This window comes from Photobacterium ganghwense (genome assembly GCF_017329545.1).
Taxonomy (GTDB): Bacteria; Pseudomonadota; Gammaproteobacteria; order Enterobacterales; family Vibrionaceae; genus Photobacterium; species Photobacterium ganghwense.
This window is the reverse complement of the sequence record NZ_CP071325.1, coordinates 3,327,297-3,348,175: the sequence shown is the minus strand read 5'-3', so window position 1 is coordinate 3,348,175 and position 20,879 is coordinate 3,327,297. Positions and strand designations below refer to the sequence as shown.

3 protein-coding genes, 8 tRNA genes and 10 rRNA genes are annotated in these 20,879 nt (G+C 52.1%); 20 read left to right on the top strand and 1 reads right to left on the bottom strand.

Going from position 1 to position 20,879, the window contains the following annotated elements; genetic code table 11:
- Positions 1-9: 9 nt before the first annotated feature.
- Positions 10-675 (top strand): Dph6-related ATP pyrophosphatase, encoded by a 666-nt coding sequence (locus FH974_RS15170; RefSeq protein WP_047887122.1) that lies wholly within the window; start codon positions 10-12, stop codon positions 673-675.
- A gap of 84 nt (positions 676-759) precedes the next feature.
- Positions 760-1,545, top strand: a complete 786-nt coding sequence (murI, locus tag FH974_RS15165) for a glutamate racemase (protein WP_047887113.1) — start codon at positions 760-762, stop codon at positions 1,543-1,545.
- Here the strand turns inward: murI and FH974_RS15160 are convergent.
- Complete coding sequence (locus tag FH974_RS15160; RefSeq protein ID WP_047887114.1) at positions 1,517-1,963, bottom strand: RNA recognition motif domain-containing protein; 447 nt, start codon at positions 1,961-1,963, stop codon at positions 1,517-1,519. The two genes, murI and FH974_RS15160, sit on opposite strands and share 29 nt — an antisense overlap.
- 426 nt (positions 1,964-2,389) lie before the next feature.
- Here FH974_RS15160 and FH974_RS15155 point away from each other — a divergent pair.
- From FH974_RS15155 to FH974_RS15070, 18 genes are all read left to right on the top strand, one after another.
- A 16S ribosomal RNA gene (locus tag FH974_RS15155) occupies positions 2,390-3,941 on the top strand.
- A 91-nt stretch (positions 3,942-4,032) separates the two neighbouring features.
- Positions 4,033-4,108, top strand: a tRNA-Glu gene (locus FH974_RS15150).
- Position 4,109: 1 nt separating this feature from the next.
- Positions 4,110-4,185, top strand: a tRNA-Lys gene (locus tag FH974_RS15145).
- A 30-nt stretch (positions 4,186-4,215) separates the two neighbouring features.
- Positions 4,216-4,291 (top strand) — tRNA-Val (locus FH974_RS15140).
- Positions 4,292-4,606: 315 nt separating this feature from the next.
- Positions 4,607-7,498, top strand: a 23S ribosomal RNA gene (locus FH974_RS15135).
- Positions 7,499-7,614: 116 nt separating this feature from the next.
- Positions 7,615-7,730, top strand: a 5S ribosomal RNA gene (rrf, locus tag FH974_RS15130).
- Between the two features lie 346 nt (positions 7,731-8,076).
- Positions 8,077-9,628: ribosomal RNA gene (locus FH974_RS15125) — 16S ribosomal RNA — on the top strand.
- A 70-nt stretch (positions 9,629-9,698) separates the two neighbouring features.
- Positions 9,699-9,775: transfer RNA gene (locus FH974_RS15120), tRNA-Ile, on the top strand.
- A 40-nt stretch (positions 9,776-9,815) separates the two neighbouring features.
- A tRNA-Ala gene (locus FH974_RS15115) sits at positions 9,816-9,891 on the top strand.
- 263 nt (positions 9,892-10,154) lie between these two features.
- Positions 10,155-13,046 (top strand): 23S ribosomal RNA (locus FH974_RS15110).
- A gap of 116 nt (positions 13,047-13,162) precedes the next feature.
- Positions 13,163-13,278 (top strand): 5S ribosomal RNA (gene rrf, locus FH974_RS15105).
- 344 nt (positions 13,279-13,622) lie between these two features.
- Positions 13,623-15,174 (top strand): 16S ribosomal RNA (locus FH974_RS15100).
- 91 nt (positions 15,175-15,265) lie between these two features.
- Positions 15,266-15,341, top strand: a tRNA-Glu gene (locus tag FH974_RS15095).
- Position 15,342: 1 nt separating this feature from the next.
- Positions 15,343-15,418: transfer RNA gene (locus FH974_RS15090), tRNA-Lys, on the top strand.
- A 30-nt stretch (positions 15,419-15,448) separates the two neighbouring features.
- Positions 15,449-15,524: transfer RNA gene (locus tag FH974_RS15085), tRNA-Val, on the top strand.
- Between the two features lie 315 nt (positions 15,525-15,839).
- Positions 15,840-18,731 (top strand): 23S ribosomal RNA (locus tag FH974_RS15080).
- 116 nt (positions 18,732-18,847) lie between these two features.
- Positions 18,848-18,963: ribosomal RNA gene (gene rrf / locus FH974_RS15075) — 5S ribosomal RNA — on the top strand.
- Positions 18,964-19,307: 344 nt separating this feature from the next.
- Positions 19,308-20,859: ribosomal RNA gene (locus FH974_RS15070) — 16S ribosomal RNA — on the top strand.
- Together the 16S, 23S and 5S rRNA genes with 8 tRNA genes alongside form the textbook arrangement of a ribosomal RNA operon.
- Positions 20,860-20,879 lie beyond the last annotated feature (20 nt).

Genomic DNA, 20,879 nt, shown 5'->3' with positions numbered 1-20,879 from the left:
TTTTACATTATGAAACCTATCAAAACTATGGTCAGCTGGTCTTCCGGCAAAGACTCGACATTGACACTGATTCGTTTGCTTGAAGACCCGGCTTTTGACGTGGTCGGTCTGTACACCACCTATCTGGAAGATGAAGTCCCGTTTCAGGCCACGCCCATTGATGTCGTTCGTCGTCAGGCGGCATTGACCGGGTTACCTCTGGTGATGATTCCGTTGCCTGAGATTTTTCCGCCGAATGAGGTATACCAGGCATGTGTGGTCGATGGGCTGCGGAGCAGTGGGCTGGAGATAGAAGCTGTCGCGTTTGGCGATATGTTCTGTAATGGTATTGCCGAATACCGGCGCAGTTATATAGAGCCTGCTGGTTGGCAGTGTGTGTTCCCGTTGATGGGCGAAGACAGCGCTAAGCTGGCCGATGAGATTCTGGTACGCGGAATCCGGACACTACTGACCACCGTGGATACCCACCAGTTACCTGGCGAGTTCTGTGGGCAGTGGTATAGTCGGGAGCTGATTCATCGTCTGCCAGCTGGCGTTGATCCCTGCGGTGAAAACGGAGAGTTTCATACCCTGGTAACGGAAGCCCCGTGCTTTCAAGGCGTACTCAAACTGACGCTCTGCCATATTGAGCGTCAACATCGGTTCCATTACCAGCGTTATTTACCGAATGCATGATGACAGTAAAATGAGGAAGGCTTTTGTGCGCCGGCAGGGTTTCGCAGTATTATTAGCGTTCTCAGAGAATACAAAGCTAGGTTAATCGTGAAGCGGGTACTGATTTTTGATTCTGGCGTCGGAGGCCTTTCTGTTTATCAGGAGATCTATGCGCAGCTGCCGGACGTTCAATATATCTACGCATTTGATGATGCAGCGTTCCCATATGGTGAACTGCCGGAATCAGAGTTGATTGAACGTACCTCATATATAGTGAACCTGCTGGTGGCACGGCATCAGATCGATTTGGTGGTTGTGGCTTGTAATACCGCCAGTACTATAGTGTTGCCCACCTTACGGGGTCAGCTGACTATCCCGGTAGTCGGTGTGGTACCTGCGATTAAACCCGCGGCGTTGCTAAGTCAGCAGAAAGTGATTGGTTTACTGGCCACGCCCGCGACTGTTCAACGCGCGTATACCGACAGCCTGATCCGCCAGTTTGCCCGCGACTGTGAAGTGTTGCGAATTGGCTCAACCCGTTTAGTGGAAATGGCAGAACAGAAACTGCGAGGAGAGGCTGTTGACCTTGAGGAGTTACGGGAGATTCTATCCCCGTGGCGTCAGAGAGTAGACTGCATCGTGTTAGGCTGTACCCACTTTCCGCTGATCAAAGCTGAAATCCAGCAGGCATTTGAACAACCGGTCCAGATTGTAGATTCCGGGAAGGCGATAGCCAATCGGGTAAAAGCCCTATTAGGTGAGATACCTTGCGAGCGGAAAGAGCCTAACCTTACATACAACAGTGCCGCCGTTTTACCGGCGGCACTGAATACGAGTTTGCAGGCTATGCAGCTCCAGACGATTAAAAGTCTGGATTATCCTCGTTCTTAGGTTCGTTCGCTTCACGCACTTTGAGTGTCCGCTGGCCGTATTCTTTGTTATTCAGTGCCGCAACGGCCTGATCGGCATCCCGGATATTCATTACCACAAAGCCAAATCCCCGACGTTTACCCGTTCGCTTGTCTTTCATCAGGCGGACGGCAAACACTTCCCCATACTCAGCAAACAAGTCTTTCACATCACTTTCGTTAGCTCGATAAGGCAGGTTTCCGACATAGAGCGTTTTACTGGCCTGGTTGATATCGTCAGGAGATGAGGTTGAAGTTGGAATGACTGAAAGGATAAAAGCAGTACAGATAGAACCTAACGCAAAAGCAATACCGGAGGAAAAAGGCAGGAAACTAAAAATAATGCCCCCGACAACTGCGATTGCGAGAATCGGCATGAGAGTTTGATTGGATAATTTCATAATAGAACTACATCGTCATAAGAATTATAAGAAGGCGTTATTGGTTATTTTAACAACAAGGTCACATTGATATTACTTTCATTGACTTGGAATTACTAGCAAGTCAATGTGACGATCCTCTAATGTTGATTTTAGAGGCGTATATTTCACATTAGTTGAAATAATGACCGCTCGATATTTTTTTTCAAAAAAACACTTGTCAGTGTGCGCGAAGTCTCTATAATGCCGCCTCACTGACACGGAGCGCGGCGAAATAAGCCAGCGACGTGAAAGAAAAGTTCTTTAACAATTTGACCATGCAATCTGTGTGGGCACTCGTGAACTGATAGTCAAAAAGATTTATCGATAAACTGAGTGACCAATTCAAAATGACTTCGGTTATTTTGGCACAGTCAATTTAATTCAGTATTCATCGAGCCAAAACTTTAATTGAAGAGTTTGATCATGGCTCAGATTGAACGCTGGCGGCAGGCCTAACACATGCAAGTCGAGCGGCAGCGACAACATTGACCCTTCGGGGGATTTGTTGGGCGGCGAGCGGCGGACGGGTGAGTAATGCCTGGGAACATGCCTTAGTGTGGGGGATAACCATTGGAAACGATGGCTAATACCGCATAATCTCTTCGGAGCAAAGAGGGGGACCTTCGGGCCTCTCGCGCTAAGATTGGCCCAGGTGGGATTAGCTAGTAGGTGGGGTAACGGCTCACCTAGGCGACGATCCCTAGCTGGTCTGAGAGGATGATCAGCCACACTGGAACTGAGACACGGTCCAGACTCCTACGGGAGGCAGCAGTGGGGAATATTGCACAATGGGGGAAACCCTGATGCAGCCATGCCGCGTGTGTGAAGAAGGCCTTCGGGTTGTAAAGCACTTTCAGCAGTGAGGAAGGCGGTATCGTTAACAGCGGTATTGTTTGACGTTAGCTGCAGAAGAAGCACCGGCTAACTCCGTGCCAGCAGCCGCGGTAATACGGAGGGTGCGAGCGTTAATCGGAATTACTGGGCGTAAAGCGCATGCAGGCGGCTTGTTAAGCCAGATGTGAAAGCCCGGGGCTCAACCTCGGAATCGCATTTGGAACTGGCAGGCTAGAGTCTTGTAGAGGGGGGTAGAATTTCAGGTGTAGCGGTGAAATGCGTAGAGATCTGAAGGAATACCGGTGGCGAAGGCGGCCCCCTGGACAAAGACTGACGCTCAGATGCGAAAGCGTGGGGAGCAAACAGGATTAGATACCCTGGTAGTCCACGCCGTAAACGATGTCTACTTGGAGGTTGGTGTCTTGAACACTGGCTTTCGGAGCTAACGCGTTAAGTAGACCGCCTGGGGAGTACGGTCGCAAGATTAAAACTCAAATGAATTGACGGGGGCCCGCACAAGCGGTGGAGCATGTGGTTTAATTCGATGCAACGCGAAGAACCTTACCTACTCTTGACATCCACGGAATCCTGCAGAGATGCGGGAGTGCCTTTGGGAACCGTGAGACAGGTGCTGCATGGCTGTCGTCAGCTCGTGTTGTGAAATGTTGGGTTAAGTCCCGCAACGAGCGCAACCCTTATCCTTGTTTGCCAGCACTTCGGGTGGGAACTCCAGGGAGACTGCCGGTGATAAACCGGAGGAAGGTGGGGACGACGTCAAGTCATCATGGCCCTTACGAGTAGGGCTACACACGTGCTACAATGGCATATACAGAGGGCAGCAAGACCGCGAGGTGGAGCGAATCCCACAAAGTATGTCGTAGTCCGGATTGGAGTCTGCAACTCGACTCCATGAAGTCGGAATCGCTAGTAATCGTGGATCAGAATGCCACGGTGAATACGTTCCCGGGCCTTGTACACACCGCCCGTCACACCATGGGAGTGGGCTGCACCAGAAGTAGATAGCTTAACCTTCGGGAGGGCGTTTACCACGGTGTGGTTCATGACTGGGGTGAAGTCGTAACAAGGTAGCCCTAGGGGAACCTGGGGCTGGATCACCTCCTTACCTAAAGACTGCGCTTTGCGTAGTGTCCACACAGATTGCTTGGTCGAAATGTAGAGAACATGTGTTCGGGTACCCAAACCCGAAACAAAAGGTCCCATTCGTCTAGAGGCCTAGGACACCGCCCTTTCACGGCGGTAACAGGGGTTCGACTCCCCTATGGGACGCCACGGGTCGTTAGCTCAGTTGGTAGAGCAGTTGACTTTTAATCAATTGGTCGCAGGTTCGAATCCTGCACGACCCACCATCTTCTCCTCGGAAGATGTAAAACATCGGAGGGCGATTAGCTCAGTTGGGAGAGCACCTCCCTTACAAGGAGGGGGTCACTGGTTCGAGCCCGGTATCGCCCACCACTCTCTAAATACTTTTCTGCACGGAGCCGCAGATTCAATAGCAGTAATGTTGTTGGGTCAGTTTCGTGACGCTGAAAGTCTTTAGAAAGTGGCTGCCGAAAGGCAAACACATGCTCTTTAACAATCTGGAAAGCTGACTAGTAATTCGATTCAGATGAATCGAAATTATTGTTTCACCGAAAGGTGGAACGAGTTCTCAAGCAATACACATTCAAGTGTCTTGTGTAAGAAGAGTCCGGCAAAACAAACTAACCATCTTAACTCAGATGGAAAAACCTTGGTTGTTTGAACATACGAAACCTCTTGGGGTTGTATGGTTAAGTGACTAAGCGTACACGGTGGATGCCTGGGCAGTCAGAGGCGATGAAGGACGTACTAACTTGCGATAAGCGTAGATGAGGCAGTAAGAGCCACTTGAGTCTACGATTTCCGAATGGGGAAACCCAGCTGCATAAGCAGTTATCATCAAGTGAATACATAGCTTGGTGAGGCGAACCGGGGGAACTGAAACATCTAAGTACCCCGAGGAAGAGAAATCAACCGAGATTCCGGCAGTAGCGGCGAGCGAAACCGGATTAGCCCTTAAGCGCTTTAAGTGTCAGGTGAATGAGCTGGAAAGCTCAGCGATACAGGGTGACAGCCCCGTAGCCGACAACACATTTGGCGTGAAAACGAGTAGGACGGGACACGTGTTATCTTGTCTGAAGATGGGGGGACCATCCTCCAAGGCTAAATACTCCTGACTGACCGATAGTGAACCAGTACCGTGAGGGAAAGGCGAAAAGAACCCCTGTGAGGGGAGTGAAATAGAACCTGAAACCGTGTACGTACAAGCAGTAGGAGCAGGCTTTGTCCTGTGACTGCGTACCTTTTGTATAATGGGTCAGCGACTTAATTTCAGTAGCAAGGTTAACCGTATAGGGGAGCCGTAGGGAAACCGAGTCTTAACTGGGCGTGCAGTTGCTGGGATTAGACCCGAAACCGAGTGATCTAGCCATGGGCAGGTTGAAGGTGCGGTAACACGCACTGGAGGACCGAACCGACTAATGTTGAAAAATTAGCGGATGACTTGTGGCTAGGGGTGAAAGGCCAATCAAACTCGGAGATAGCTGGTTCTCCCCGAAAGCTATTTAGGTAGCGCCTCGGACGAATACTACTGGGGGTAGAGCACTGTTAAGGCTAGGGGGTCATCCCGACTTACCAACCCTTTGCAAACTCCGAATACCAGTAAGTACTATCCGGGAGACACACGGCGGGTGCTAACGTCCGTCGTGGAGAGGGAAACAACCCAGACCGCCAGCTAAGGTCCCAAAGTTATCGCTAAGTGGGAAACGATGTGGGAAGGCTCAGACAGCCAGGATGTTGGCTTAGAAGCAGCCATCATTTAAAGAAAGCGTAATAGCTCACTGGTCGAGTCGGCCTGCGCGGAAGATTTAACGGGGCTAAGCGATACACCGAAGCTGCGGCAATGCGCATTAGCGTATTGGGTAGGGGAGCGTTCTGTAAGCCGCTGAAGGTGTCCTGTAAGGGGCGCTGGAGGTATCAGAAGTGCGAATGCTGACATGAGTAACGATAAAGGGGGTGAAAAACCTCCTCGCCGGAAGACCAAGGGTTCCTGTCCAACGTTAATCGGGGCAGGGTGAGTCGACCCCTAAGGCGAGGCCGAAAGGCGTAGTCGATGGGAAACGGGTTAATATTCCCGTACTTCTTGCTATTGCGATGGGGGGACGGAGAAGGCTAGGTGGGCCTGGCGACGGTTGTCCAGGTTCAAGGGTGTAGGCTGATGGTTTAGGCAAATCCGGACCATCTTAAGGCTGAGACCCGATGTCGAGGCACCACGGTGCTGAAGTCATTGATGCCATGCTTCCGGGAAAAGCCTCTAAGCTTCAGATAGCAAGAAATCGTACCCCAAACCGACACAGGTGGTCGGGTAGAGAATACCAAGGCGCTTGAGAGAACTCGGGTGAAGGAACTAGGCAAAATGGTACCGTAACTTCGGGAGAAGGTACGCTGCCGGCGGTGAAGAGACTTGCTCTTGGAGCTGCTGGCAGTCGCAGATACCAGGTGGCTGCAACTGTTTATTAAAAACACAGCACTGTGCAAAATCGAAAGATGACGTATACGGTGTGACGCCTGCCCGGTGCCGGAAGGTTAATTGATGGGGTTATCCTTAGGGAGAAGCTCTTGATCGAAGCCCCGGTAAACGGCGGCCGTAACTATAACGGTCCTAAGGTAGCGAAATTCCTTGTCGGGTAAGTTCCGACCTGCACGAATGGCGTAATGATGGCCACGCTGTCTCCACCCGAGACTCAGTGAAATTGAAATCGCAGTGAAGATGCTGCGTACCCGCGGCTAGACGGAAAGACCCCGTGAACCTTTACTACAGCTTGGCACTGAACATTGACCCTACATGTGTAGGATAGGTGGGAGGCTTCGAAGCAGGTACGCCAGTATCTGTGGAGCCGTCCTTGAAATACCACCCTTGTAGTGTTGATGTTCTAACGTCGCCCCCTCATCGGGGGTGCGGACAGTGCCTGGTGGGTAGTTTGACTGGGGCGGTCTCCTCCCAAAGCGTAACGGAGGAGCACGAAGGTGGGCTAATCACGGTCGGACATCGTGAGGTTAGTGCAATGGCATAAGCCCGCTTGACTGCGAGAATGACGGTTCGAGCAGGTGCGAAAGCAGGTCATAGTGATCCGGTGGTTCTGAATGGAAGGGCCATCGCTCAACGGATAAAAGGTACTCCGGGGATAACAGGCTGATACCGCCCAAGAGTTCATATCGACGGCGGTGTTTGGCACCTCGATGTCGGCTCATCACATCCTGGGGCTGAAGTCGGTCCCAAGGGTATGGCTGTTCGCCATTTAAAGTGGTACGCGAGCTGGGTTTAGAACGTCGTGAGACAGTTCGGTCCCTATCTGCCGTGGGCGTTGGATGATTGAGAGGGGCTGCTCCTAGTACGAGAGGACCGGAGTGGACGAACCTCTGGTGTTCGGGTTGTGTCGCCAGACGCATTGCCCGGTAGCTAAGTTCGGAATCGATAACCGCTGAAAGCATCTAAGCGGGAAGCGAGCCTCAAGATGAGTCATCCCCAGAGCTTTAAGCTCTCTGAAGGGTTGTTCGAGACTAGAACGTTGATAGGCAGGGTGTGTAAGCGCTGTGAGGCGTTGAGCTAACCTGTACTAATTGCCCGTGCGGCTTAACCATACAACACCCAAGGGGTTTTACGGACTCCACGAGCACTTGAATGGTGTGCTTGAACTTTAGTCAGTTTTTTCCAAGATTGTGATTTGCGGCCTGCGGGCGGTGAATCAAAGAATTTGCCTGGCGACCATAGCGCTGTGGACCCACCTGATCCCATGCCGAACTCAGACGTGAAACGCAGCAGCGCCGATGGTAGTGTGGGGCCTCCCCATGTGAGAGTAGGACATCGCCAGGCACCTATTCCAGAAAGCCCGTTGGGTCACAACGGGCTTTTCTTTCGCTCTCAACTGGTGAATCAGTGAGCGGAGTCACGCTAAAGTTTTTTTACTGACTGAAAAAGTAGAGAATTTTACCTTGACTTAAACACTGGGAAGCGTATTATACGCGTCCTGACTTGCTGAAGCGCTTCGCGCTAACGCATTGAAAGTCAACGTTCTTTAACAATTTGACCATGCAATCTGTGTGGGCACTCGTGAACTGATAGTCAAAAAGATTTATCGATGAACTGAGTGACCAATTCAAAATAGCTTCGGTTATTTTGGCACAGTCAATTTAATTCAGTATTCATCGAGCCAAAACTTTAATTGAAGAGTTTGATCATGGCTCAGATTGAACGCTGGCGGCAGGCCTAACACATGCAAGTCGAGCGGCAGCGACAACATTGACCCTTCGGGGGATTTGTTGGGCGGCGAGCGGCGGACGGGTGAGTAATGCCTGGGAACATGCCTTAGTGTGGGGGATAACCATTGGAAACGATGGCTAATACCGCATAATCTCTACGGAGCAAAGAGGGGGACCTTCGGGCCTCTCGCGCTAAGATTGGCCCAGGTGGGATTAGCTAGTAGGTGGGGTAACGGCTCACCTAGGCGACGATCCCTAGCTGGTCTGAGAGGATGATCAGCCACACTGGAACTGAGACACGGTCCAGACTCCTACGGGAGGCAGCAGTGGGGAATATTGCACAATGGGGGAAACCCTGATGCAGCCATGCCGCGTGTGTGAAGAAGGCCTTCGGGTTGTAAAGCACTTTCAGCAGTGAGGAAGGCGGTATCGTTAATAGCGGTATTGTTTGACGTTAGCTGCAGAAGAAGCACCGGCTAACTCCGTGCCAGCAGCCGCGGTAATACGGAGGGTGCGAGCGTTAATCGGAATTACTGGGCGTAAAGCGCATGCAGGCGGCTTGTTAAGCCAGATGTGAAAGCCCGGGGCTCAACCTCGGAATCGCATTTGGAACTGGCAGGCTAGAGTCTTGTAGAGGGGGGTAGAATTTCAGGTGTAGCGGTGAAATGCGTAGAGATCTGAAGGAATACCGGTGGCGAAGGCGGCCCCCTGGACAAAGACTGACGCTCAGATGCGAAAGCGTGGGGAGCAAACAGGATTAGATACCCTGGTAGTCCACGCCGTAAACGATGTCTACTTGGAGGTTGGTGTCTTGAACACTGGCTTTCGGAGCTAACGCGTTAAGTAGACCGCCTGGGGAGTACGGTCGCAAGATTAAAACTCAAATGAATTGACGGGGGCCCGCACAAGCGGTGGAGCATGTGGTTTAATTCGATGCAACGCGAAGAACCTTACCTACTCTTGACATCCACGGAATCCTGCAGAGATGCGGGAGTGCCTTCGGGAACCGTGAGACAGGTGCTGCATGGCTGTCGTCAGCTCGTGTTGTGAAATGTTGGGTTAAGTCCCGCAACGAGCGCAACCCTTATCCTTGTTTGCCAGCACTTCGGGTGGGAACTCCAGGGAGACTGCCGGTGATAAACCGGAGGAAGGTGGGGACGACGTCAAGTCATCATGGCCCTTACGAGTAGGGCTACACACGTGCTACAATGGCATATACAGAGGGCAGCAAGACCGCGAGGTGGAGCGAATCCCACAAAGTATGTCGTAGTCCGGATTGGAGTCTGCAACTCGACTCCATGAAGTCGGAATCGCTAGTAATCGTGGATCAGAATGCCACGGTGAATACGTTCCCGGGCCTTGTACACACCGCCCGTCACACCATGGGAGTGGGCTGCACCAGAAGTAGATAGCTTAACCTTCGGGAGGGCGTTTACCACGGTGTGGTTCATGACTGGGGTGAAGTCGTAACAAGGTAGCCCTAGGGGAACCTGGGGCTGGATCACCTCCTTACCAAAAGACTGCGCTTTGCGTAGTGTCCACACAGATTGCTTGGTTAAAATGTGAAGAGCGAAACGATGCTGGGTCTGTAGCTCAGGTGGTTAGAGCGCACCCCTGATAAGGGTGAGGTCGGTGGTTCAAGTCCACTCAGACCCACCACTTCCTGCCCAAAGGAAGCTGGTGAGGCATCGGAAACGTTGGGGCTATAGCTCAGCTGGGAGAGCGCCTGCCTTGCACGCAGGAGGTCAGCAGTTCGATCCTGCTTAGCTCCACCACTCTCTAAACACACTTACGAGTGTTGTTAGAAAGTGTCTATTCCTTCGGAATAACAACACATGCTCTTTAACAATCTGGAAAGCTGACTAGTAATTCGATTCAGACGAATCGAAATTATTGTTTCTCGAAAGAGAAACGAGTTCTCAAGCAATACACATTCAAGTGTCTTGTGTAAGAAGAGTCCGGCAAAACAAACTAACCATCTTAACTCAGATGGAAAAACCTTGGTTGTTTGAACATACGAAACCTCTTGGGGTTGTATGGTTAAGTGACTAAGCGTACACGGTGGATGCCTGGGCAGTCAGAGGCGATGAAGGACGTACTAACTTGCGATAAGCGTAGATGAGGCAGTAAGAGCCACTTGAGTCTACGATTTCCGAATGGGGAAACCCAGCTGCATAAGCAGTTATCATCAAGTGAATACATAGCTTGATGAGGCGAACCGGGGGAACTGAAACATCTAAGTACCCCGAGGAAGAGAAATCAACCGAGATTCCGGCAGTAGCGGCGAGCGAAACCGGATTAGCCCTTAAGCGCTTTAGGTGTCAGGTGAATGAGCTGGAAAGCTCAGCGATACAGGGTGACAGCCCCGTAGCCGACAACACATTTGGCGTGAAAACGAGTAGGACGGGACACGTGTTATCTTGTCTGAAGATGGGGGGACCATCCTCCAAGGCTAAATACTCCTGACTGACCGATAGTGAACCAGTACCGTGAGGGAAAGGCGAAAAGAACCCCTGTGAGGGGAGTGAAATAGAACCTGAAACCGTGTACGTACAAGCAGTAGGAGCAGGCTTTGTCCTGTGACTGCGTACCTTTTGTATAATGGGTCAGCGACTTAATTTCAGTAGCAAGGTTAACCGTATAGGGGAGCCGTAGGGAAACCGAGTCTTAACTGGGCGTGCAGTTGCTGGGATTAGACCCGAAACCGAGTGATCTAGCCATGGGCAGGTTGAAGGTGCGGTAACACGCACTGGAGGACCGAACCGACTAATGTTGAAAAATTAGCGGATGACTTGTGGCTAGGGGTGAAAGGCCAATCAAACTCGGAGATAGCTGGTTCTCCCCGAAAGCTATTTAGGTAGCGCCTCGGACGAATACTACTGGGGGTAGAGCACTGTTAAGGCTAGGGGGTCATCCCGACTTACCAACCCTTTGCAAACTCCGAATACCAGTAAGTACTATCCGGGAGACACACGGCGGGTGCTAACGTCCGTCGTGGAGAGGGAAACAACCCAGACCGCCAGCTAAGGTCCCAAAGTTATCGCTAAGTGGGAAACGATGTGGGAAGGCTCAGACAGCCAGGATGTTGGCTTAGAAGCAGCCATCATTTAAAGAAAGCGTAATAGCTCACTGGTCGAGTCGGCCTGCGCGGAAGATTTAACGGGGCTAAGCGATACACCGAAGCTGCGGCAATGCGCATTAGCGTATTGGGTAGGGGAGCGTTCTGTAAGCCGCTGAAGGTGTCCTGTAAGGGGCGCTGGAGGTATCAGAAGTGCGAATGCTGACATGAGTAACGATAAAGGGGGTGAAAAACCTCCTCGCCGGAAGACCAAGGGTTCCTGTCCAACGTTAATCGGGGCAGGGTGAGTCGACCCCTAAGGCGAGGCCGAAAGGCGTAGTCGATGGGAAACGGGTTAATATTCCCGTACTTCTTGCTATTGCGATGGGGGGACGGAGAAGGCTAGGTGGGCCTGGCGACGGTTGTCCAGGTTCAAGGGTGTAGGCTGATGGTTTAGGCAAATCCGGACCATCTTAAGGCTGAGACCCGATGTCGAGGCACCACGGTGCTGAAGTCATTGATGCCATGCTTCCGGGAAAAGCCTCTAAGCTTCAGATAGCAAGAAATCGTACCCCAAACCGACACAGGTGGTCGGGTAGAGAATACCAAGGCGCTTGAGAGAACTCGGGTGAAGGAACTAGGCAAAATGGTACCGTAACTTCGGGAGAAGGTACGCTGCCGGCGGTGAAGAGACTTGCTCTTGGAGCTGCTGGCAGTCGCAGATACCAGGTGGCTGCAACTGTTTATTAAAAACACAGCACTGTGCAAAATCGAAAGATGACGTATACGGTGTGACGCCTGCCCGGTGCCGGAAGGTTAATTGATGGGGTTATCCTTAGGGAGAAGCTCTTGATCGAAGCCCCGGTAAACGGCGGCCGTAACTATAACGGTCCTAAGGTAGCGAAATTCCTTGTCGGGTAAGTTCCGACCTGCACGAATGGCGTAATGATGGCCACGCTGTCTCCACCCGAGACTCAGTGAAATTGAAATCGCAGTGAAGATGCTGCGTACCCGCGGCTAGACGGAAAGACCCCGTGAACCTTTACTACAGCTTGGCACTGAACATTGACCCTACATGTGTAGGATAGGTGGGAGGCTTCGAAGCAGGTACGCCAGTATCTGTGGAGCCGTCCTTGAAATACCACCCTTGTAGTGTTGATGTTCTAACGTCGCCCCCTCATCGGGGGTGCGGACAGTGCCTGGTGGGTAGTTTGACTGGGGCGGTCTCCTCCCAAAGCGTAACGGAGGAGCACGAAGGTGGGCTAATCACGGTCGGACATCGTGAGGTTAGTGCAATGGCATAAGCCCGCTTGACTGCGAGAATGACGGTTCGAGCAGGTGCGAAAGCAGGTCATAGTGATCCGGTGGTTCTGAATGGAAGGGCCATCGCTCAACGGATAAAAGGTACTCCGGGGATAACAGGCTGATACCGCCCAAGAGTTCATATCGACGGCGGTGTTTGGCACCTCGATGTCGGCTCATCACATCCTGGGGCTGAAGTCGGTCCCAAGGGTATGGCTGTTCGCCATTTAAAGTGGTACGCGAGCTGGGTTTAGAACGTCGTGAGACAGTTCGGTCCCTATCTGCCGTGGGCGTTGGATGATTGAGAGGGGCTGCTCCTAGTACGAGAGGACCGGAGTGGACGAACCTCTGGTGTTCGGGTTGTGTCGCCAGACGCATTGCCCGGTAGCTAAGTTCGGAATCGATAACCGCTGAAAGCATCTAAGCGGGAAGCGAGCCTCAAGATGAGTCATCCCCAGAGCTTTAAGCTCTCTGAAGGGTTGTTCGAGACTAGAACGTTGATAGGCAGGGTGTGTAAGCGCTGTGAGGCGTTGAGCTAACCTGTACTAATTGCCCGTGCGGCTTAACCATACAACACCCAAGGGGTTTTACGGACTCCACGAGCACTTGAATGGTGTGCTTGAACTTTAGTCAGTTTTTTCCAAGATTGTGATTTGCGGCCTGCGGGCGGTGAATCAAAGAATTTGCCTGGCGACCATAGCGCTGTGGACCCACCTGATCCCATGCCGAACTCAGACGTGAAACGCAGCAGCGCCGATGGTAGTGTGGGGCCTCCCCATGTGAGAGTAGGACATCGCCAGGCACCTATTCCAGAAAGCCCGTTGGGTCACAACGGGCTTTTCTTTCGCTCCAACTGGTGAATCAGTGAGCGGAGTCACGCTAAAGTTTTTTACTGACTGAAAAAGTAGAGAATTTTACCTTGACTTAAACGCTGGGAAGCGTATTATACGCGTCCTGACTTGCTGAAGCGCTTCGCGCTAACGCATTGAAAGTCAACGTTCTTTAACAATTTGACCATGCAATCTGTGTGGGCACTCGTGAACTGATAGTCAAAAAGATTTATCGATGAACTGAGTGACCAATTCAAAATAGCTTCGGTTATTTTGGCACAGTCAATTTAATTCAGTATTCATCGAGCCAAAACTTTAATTGAAGAGTTTGATCATGGCTCAGATTGAACGCTGGCGGCAGGCCTAACACATGCAAGTCGAGCGGCAGCGACAACATTGACCCTTCGGGGGATTTGTTGGGCGGCGAGCGGCGGACGGGTGAGTAATGCCTGGGAACATGCCTTAGTGTGGGGGATAACCATTGGAAACGATGGCTAATACCGCATAATCTCTACGGAGCAAAGAGGGGGACCTTCGGGCCTCTCGCGCTAAGATTGGCCCAGGTGGGATTAGCTAGTAGGTGGGGTAACGGCTCACCTAGGCGACGATCCCTAGCTGGTCTGAGAGGATGATCAGCCACACTGGAACTGAGACACGGTCCAGACTCCTACGGGAGGCAGCAGTGGGGAATATTGCACAATGGGGGAAACCCTGATGCAGCCATGCCGCGTGTGTGAAGAAGGCCTTCGGGTTGTAAAGCACTTTCAGCAGTGAGGAAGGCGGTATCGTTAATAGCGGTATTGTTTGACGTTAGCTGCAGAAGAAGCACCGGCTAACTCCGTGCCAGCAGCCGCGGTAATACGGAGGGTGCGAGCGTTAATCGGAATTACTGGGCGTAAAGCGCATGCAGGCGGCTTGTTAAGCCAGATGTGAAAGCCCGGGGCTCAACCTCGGAATCGCATTTGGAACTGGCAGGCTAGAGTCTTGTAGAGGGGGGTAGAATTTCAGGTGTAGCGGTGAAATGCGTAGAGATCTGAAGGAATACCGGTGGCGAAGGCGGCCCCCTGGACAAAGACTGACGCTCAGATGCGAAAGCGTGGGGAGCAAACAGGATTAGATACCCTGGTAGTCCACGCCGTAAACGATGTCTACTTGGAGGTTGGTGTCTTGAACACTGGCTTTCGGAGCTAACGCGTTAAGTAGACCGCCTGGGGAGTACGGTCGCAAGATTAAAACTCAAATGAATTGACGGGGGCCCGCACAAGCGGTGGAGCATGTGGTTTAATTCGATGCAACGCGAAGAACCTTACCTACTCTTGACATCCACGGAATCCTGCAGAGATGCGGGAGTGCCTTCGGGAACCGTGAGACAGGTGCTGCATGGCTGTCGTCAGCTCGTGTTGTGAAATGTTGGGTTAAGTCCCGCAACGAGCGCAACCCTTATCCTTGTTTGCCAGCACTTCGGGTGGGAACTCCAGGGAGACTGCCGGTGATAAACCGGAGGAAGGTGGGGACGACGTCAAGTCATCATGGCCCTTACGAGTAGGGCTACACACGTGCTACAATGGCATATACAGAGGGCAGCAAGACCGCGAGGTGGAGCGAATCCCACAAAGTATGTCGTAGTCCGGATTGGAGTCTGCAACTCGACTCCATGAAGTCGGAATCGCTAGTAATCGTGGATCAGAATGCCACGGTGAATACGTTCCCGGGCCTTGTACACACCGCCCGTCACACCATGGGAGTGGGCTGCACCAGAAGTAGATAGCTTAACCTTCGGGAGGGCGTTTACCACGGTGTGGTTCATGACTGGGGTGAAGTCGTAACAAGGTAGCCCTAGGGGAACCTGGGGCTGGATCACCTCCTTACCTAAAGACTGCGCTTTGCGTAGTGTCCACACAGATTGCTTGGTCGAAATGTAGAGAACATGTGTTCGGGTACCCAAACCCGAAACAAAAGGTCCCATTCGTCTAGAGGCCTAGGACACCGCCCTTTCACGGCGGTAACAGGGGTTCGACTCCCCTATGGGACGCCACGGGTCGTTAGCTCAGTTGGTAGAGCAGTTGACTTTTAATCAATTGGTCGCAGGTTCGAATCCTGCACGACCCACCATCTTCTCCTCGGAAGATGTAAAACATCGGAGGGCGATTAGCTCAGTTGGGAGAGCACCTCCCTTACAAGGAGGGGGTCACTGGTTCGAGCCCGGTATCGCCCACCACTCTCTAAATACTTTTCTGCACGGAGCCGCAGATTCAATAGCAGTAATGTTGTTGGGTCAGTTTCGTGACGCTGAAAGTCTTTAGAAAGTGGCTGCCGAAAGGCAAACACATGCTCTTTAACAATCTGGAAAGCTGACTAGTAATTCGATTCAGATGAATCGAAATTATTGTTTCACCGAAAGGTGGAACGAGTTCTCAAGCAATACACATTCAAGTGTCTTGTGTAAGAAGAGTCCGGCAAAACAAACTAACCATCTTAACTCAGATGGAAAAACCTTGGTTGTTTGAACATACGAAACCTCTTGGGGTTGTATGGTTAAGTGACTAAGCGTACACGGTGGATGCCTGGGCAGTCAGAGGCGATGAAGGACGTACTAACTTGCGATAAGCGTAGATGAGGCAGTAAGAGCCACTTGAGTCTGCGATTTCCGAATGGGGAAACCCAGCTGCATAAGCAGTTATCATCAAGTGAATACATAGCTTGGTGAGGCGAACCGGGGGAACTGAAACATCTAAGTACCCCGAGGAAGAGAAATCAACCGAGATTCCGGCAGTAGCGGCGAGCGAAACCGGATTAGCCCTTAAGCGCTTTAAGTGTCAGGTGAATGAGCTGGAAAGCTCAGCGATACAGGGTGACAGCCCCGTAGCCGACAACACATTTGGCGTGAAAACGAGTAGGACGGGACACGTGTTATCTTGTCTGAAGATGGGGGGACCATCCTCCAAGGCTAAATACTCCTGACTGACCGATAGTGAACCAGTACCGTGAGGGAAAGGCGAAAAGAACCCCTGTGAGGGGAGTGAAATAGAACCTGAAACCGTGTACGTACAAGCAGTAGGAGCAGGCTTTGTCCTGTGACTGCGTACCTTTTGTATAATGGGTCAGCGACTTAATTTCAGTAGCAAGGTTAACCGTATAGGGGAGCCGTAGGGAAACCGAGTCTTAACTGGGCGTGCAGTTGCTGGGATTAGACCCGAAACCGAGTGATCTAGCCATGGGCAGGTTGAAGGTGCGGTAACACGCACTGGAGGACCGAACCGACTAATGTTGAAAAATTAGCGGATGACTTGTGGCTAGGGGTGAAAGGCCAATCAAACTCGGAGATAGCTGGTTCTCCCCGAAAGCTATTTAGGTAGCGCCTCGGACGAATACTACTGGGGGTAGAGCACTGTTAAGGCTAGGGGGTCATCCCGACTTACCAACCCTTTGCAAACTCCGAATACCAGTAAGTACTATCCGGGAGACACACGGCGGGTGCTAACGTCCGTCGTGGAGAGGGAAACAACCCAGACCGCCAGCTAAGGTCCCAAAGTTATCGCTAAGTGGGAAACGATGTGGGAAGGCTCAGACAGCCAGGATGTTGGCTTAGAAGCAGCCATCATTTAAAGAAAGCGTAATAGCTCACTGGTCGAGTCGGCCTGCGCGGAAGATTTAACGGGGCTAAGCGATACACCGAAGCTGCGGCAATGCGCATTAGCGTATTGGGTAGGGGAGCGTTCTGTAAGCCGCTGAAGGTGTCCTGTAAGGGGCGCTGGAGGTATCAGAAGTGCGAATGCTGACATGAGTAACGATAAAGGGGGTGAAAAACCTCCTCGCCGGAAGACCAAGGGTTCCTGTCCAACGTTAATCGGGGCAGGGTGAGTCGACCCCTAAGGCGAGGCCGAAAGGCGTAGTCGATGGGAAACGGGTTAATATTCCCGTACTTCTTGCTATTGCGATGGGGGGACGGAGAAGGCTAGGTGGGCCTGGCGACGGTTGTCCAGGTTCAAGGGTGTAGGCTGATGGTTTAGGCAAATCCGGACCATCTTAAGGCTGAGACCCGATGTCGAGGCACCACGGTGCTGAAGTCATTGATGCCATGCTTCCGGGAAAAGCCTCTAAGCTTCAGATAGCAAGAAATCGTACCCCAAACCGACACAGGTGGTCGGGTAGAGAATACCAAGGCGCTTGAGAGAACTCGGGTGAAGGAACTAGGCAAAATGGTACCGTAACTTCGGGAGAAGGTACGCTGCCGGCGGTGAAGAGACTTGCTCTTGGAGCTGCTGGCAGTCGCAGATACCAGGTGGCTGCAACTGTTTATTAAAAACACAGCACTGTGCAAAATCGAAAGATGACGTATACGGTGTGACGCCTGCCCGGTGCCGGAAGGTTAATTGATGGGGTTATCCTTAGGGAGAAGCTCTTGATCGAAGCCCCGGTAAACGGCGGCCGTAACTATAACGGTCCTAAGGTAGCGAAATTCCTTGTCGGGTAAGTTCCGACCTGCACGAATGGCGTAATGATGGCCACGCTGTCTCCACCCGAGACTCAGTGAAATTGAAATCGCAGTGAAGATGCTGCGTACCCGCGGCTAGACGGAAAGACCCCGTGAACCTTTACTACAGCTTGGCACTGAACATTGACCCTACATGTGTAGGATAGGTGGGAGGCTTCGAAGCAGGTACGCCAGTATCTGTGGAGCCGTCCTTGAAATACCACCCTTGTAGTGTTGATGTTCTAACGTCGCCCCCTCATCGGGGGTGCGGACAGTGCCTGGTGGGTAGTTTGACTGGGGCGGTCTCCTCCCAAAGCGTAACGGAGGAGCACGAAGGTGGGCTAATCACGGTCGGACATCGTGAGGTTAGTGCAATGGCATAAGCCCGCTTGACTGCGAGAATGACGGTTCGAGCAGGTGCGAAAGCAGGTCATAGTGATCCGGTGGTTCTGAATGGAAGGGCCATCGCTCAACGGATAAAAGGTACTCCGGGGATAACAGGCTGATACCGCCCAAGAGTTCATATCGACGGCGGTGTTTGGCACCTCGATGTCGGCTCATCACATCCTGGGGCTGAAGTCGGTCCCAAGGGTATGGCTGTTCGCCATTTAAAGTGGTACGCGAGCTGGGTTTAGAACGTCGTGAGACAGTTCGGTCCCTATCTGCCGTGGGCGTTGGATGATTGAGAGGGGCTGCTCCTAGTACGAGAGGACCGGAGTGGACGAACCTCTGGTGTTCGGGTTGTGTCGCCAGACGCATTGCCCGGTAGCTAAGTTCGGAATCGATAACCGCTGAAAGCATCTAAGCGGGAAGCGAGCCTCAAGATGAGTCATCCCCAGAGCTTTAAGCTCTCTGAAGGGTTGTTCGAGACTAGAACGTTGATAGGCAGGGTGTGTAAGCGCTGTGAGGCGTTGAGCTAACCTGTACTAATTGCCCGTGCGGCTTAACCATACAACACCCAAGGGGTTTTACGGACTCCACGAGCACTTGAATGGTGTGCTTGAACTTTAGTCAGTTTTTTCCAAGATTGTGATTTGCGGCCTGCGGGCGGTGAATCAAAGAATTTGCCTGGCGACCATAGCGCTGTGGACCCACCTGATCCCATGCCGAACTCAGACGTGAAACGCAGCAGCGCCGATGGTAGTGTGGGGCCTCCCCATGTGAGAGTAGGACATCGCCAGGCACCTATTCCAGAAAGCCCGTTGGGTCACAACGGGCTTTTCTTTCGCTCCAACTGGTGAATCAGTGAGCGGAGTCACGCTAAAGTTTTTTACTGACTGAAAAAGTAGAGAATTTTACCTTGACTTAAACACTGGGAAGCGTATTATACGCGTCCTGACTTGCTGAAGCGCTTCGCGCTAACGCATTGAAAGTCAACGTTCTTTAACAATTTGACCATGCAATCTGTGTGGGCACTCGTGAACTGATAGTCAAAAAGATTTATCGATGAACTGAGTGACCAATTCAAAATAGCTTCGGTTATTTTGGCACAGTCAATTTAATTCAGTATTCATCGAGCCAAAACTTTAATTGAAGAGTTTGATCATGGCTCAGATTGAACGCTGGCGGCAGGCCTAACACATGCAAGTCGAGCGGCAGCGACAACATTGACCCTTCGGGGGATTTGTTGGGCGGCGAGCGGCGGACGGGTGAGTAATGCCTGGGAACATGCCTTAGTGTGGGGGATAACCATTGGAAACGATGGCTAATACCGCATAATCTCTACGGAGCAAAGAGGGGGACCTTCGGGCCTCTCGCGCTAAGATTGGCCCAGGTGGGATTAGCTAGTAGGTGGGGTAACGGCTCACCTAGGCGACGATCCCTAGCTGGTCTGAGAGGATGATCAGCCACACTGGAACTGAGACACGGTCCAGACTCCTACGGGAGGCAGCAGTGGGGAATATTGCACAATGGGGGAAACCCTGATGCAGCCATGCCGCGTGTGTGAAGAAGGCCTTCGGGTTGTAAAGCACTTTCAGCAGTGAGGAAGGCGGTATCGTTAATAGCGGTATCGTTTGACGTTAGCTGCAGAAGAAGCACCGGCTAACTCCGTGCCAGCAGCCGCGGTAATACGGAGGGTGCGAGCGTTAATCGGAATTACTGGGCGTAAAGCGCATGCAGGCGGCTTGTTAAGCCAGATGTGAAAGCCCGGGGCTCAACCTCGGAATCGCATTTGGAACTGGCAGGCTAGAGTCTTGTAGAGGGGGGTAGAATTTCAGGTGTAGCGGTGAAATGCGTAGAGATCTGAAGGAATACCGGTGGCGAAGGCGGCCCCCTGGACAAAGACTGACGCTCAGATGCGAAAGCGTGGGGAGCAAACAGGATTAGATACCCTGGTAGTCCACGCCGTAAACGATGTCTACTTGGAGGTTGGTGTCTTGAACACTGGCTTTCGGAGCTAACGCGTTAAGTAGACCGCCTGGGGAGTACGGTCGCAAGATTAAAACTCAAATGAATTGACGGGGGCCCGCACAAGCGGTGGAGCATGTGGTTTAATTCGATGCAACGCGAAGAACCTTACCTACTCTTGACATCCACGGAATCCTGCAGAGATGCGGGAGTGCCTTCGGGAACCGTGAGACAGGTGCTGCATGGCTGTCGTCAGCTCGTGTTGTGAAATGTTGGGTTAAGTCCCGCAACGAGCGCAACCCTTATCCTTGTTTGCCAGCACTTCGGGTGGGAACTCCAGGGAGACTGCCGGTGATAAACCGGAGGAAGGTGGGGACGACGTCAAGTCATCATGGCCCTTACGAGTAGGGCTACACACGTGCTACAATGGCATATACAGAGGGCAGCAAGACCGCGAGGTGGAGCGAATCCCACAAAGTATGTCGTAGTCCGGATTGGAGTCTGCAACTCGACTCCATGAAGTCGGAATCGCTAGTAATCGTGGATCAGAATGCCACGGTGAATACGTTCCCGGGCCTTGTACACACCGCCCGTCACACCATGGGAGTGGGCTGCACCAGAAGTAGATAGCTTAACCTTCGGGAGGGCGTTTACCACGGTGTGGTTCATGACTGGGGTGAAGTCGTAACAAGGTAGCCCTAGGGGAACCTGGGGCTGGATCACCTCCTTACCAAAAGACTGCGCTTTGCG

Coding starts and splice junctions, on each gene's coding strand:
- FH974_RS15170 (WP_047887122.1), top strand. CDS start 10: ATGAAACCTATCAAAACTATGGTCAGCTGGTCTTCCGGCAAAGACTCG.
- FH974_RS15160 (WP_047887114.1), bottom strand. CDS start 1,963: ATGAAATTATCCAATCAAACTCTCATGCCGATTCTCGCAATCGCAGTT.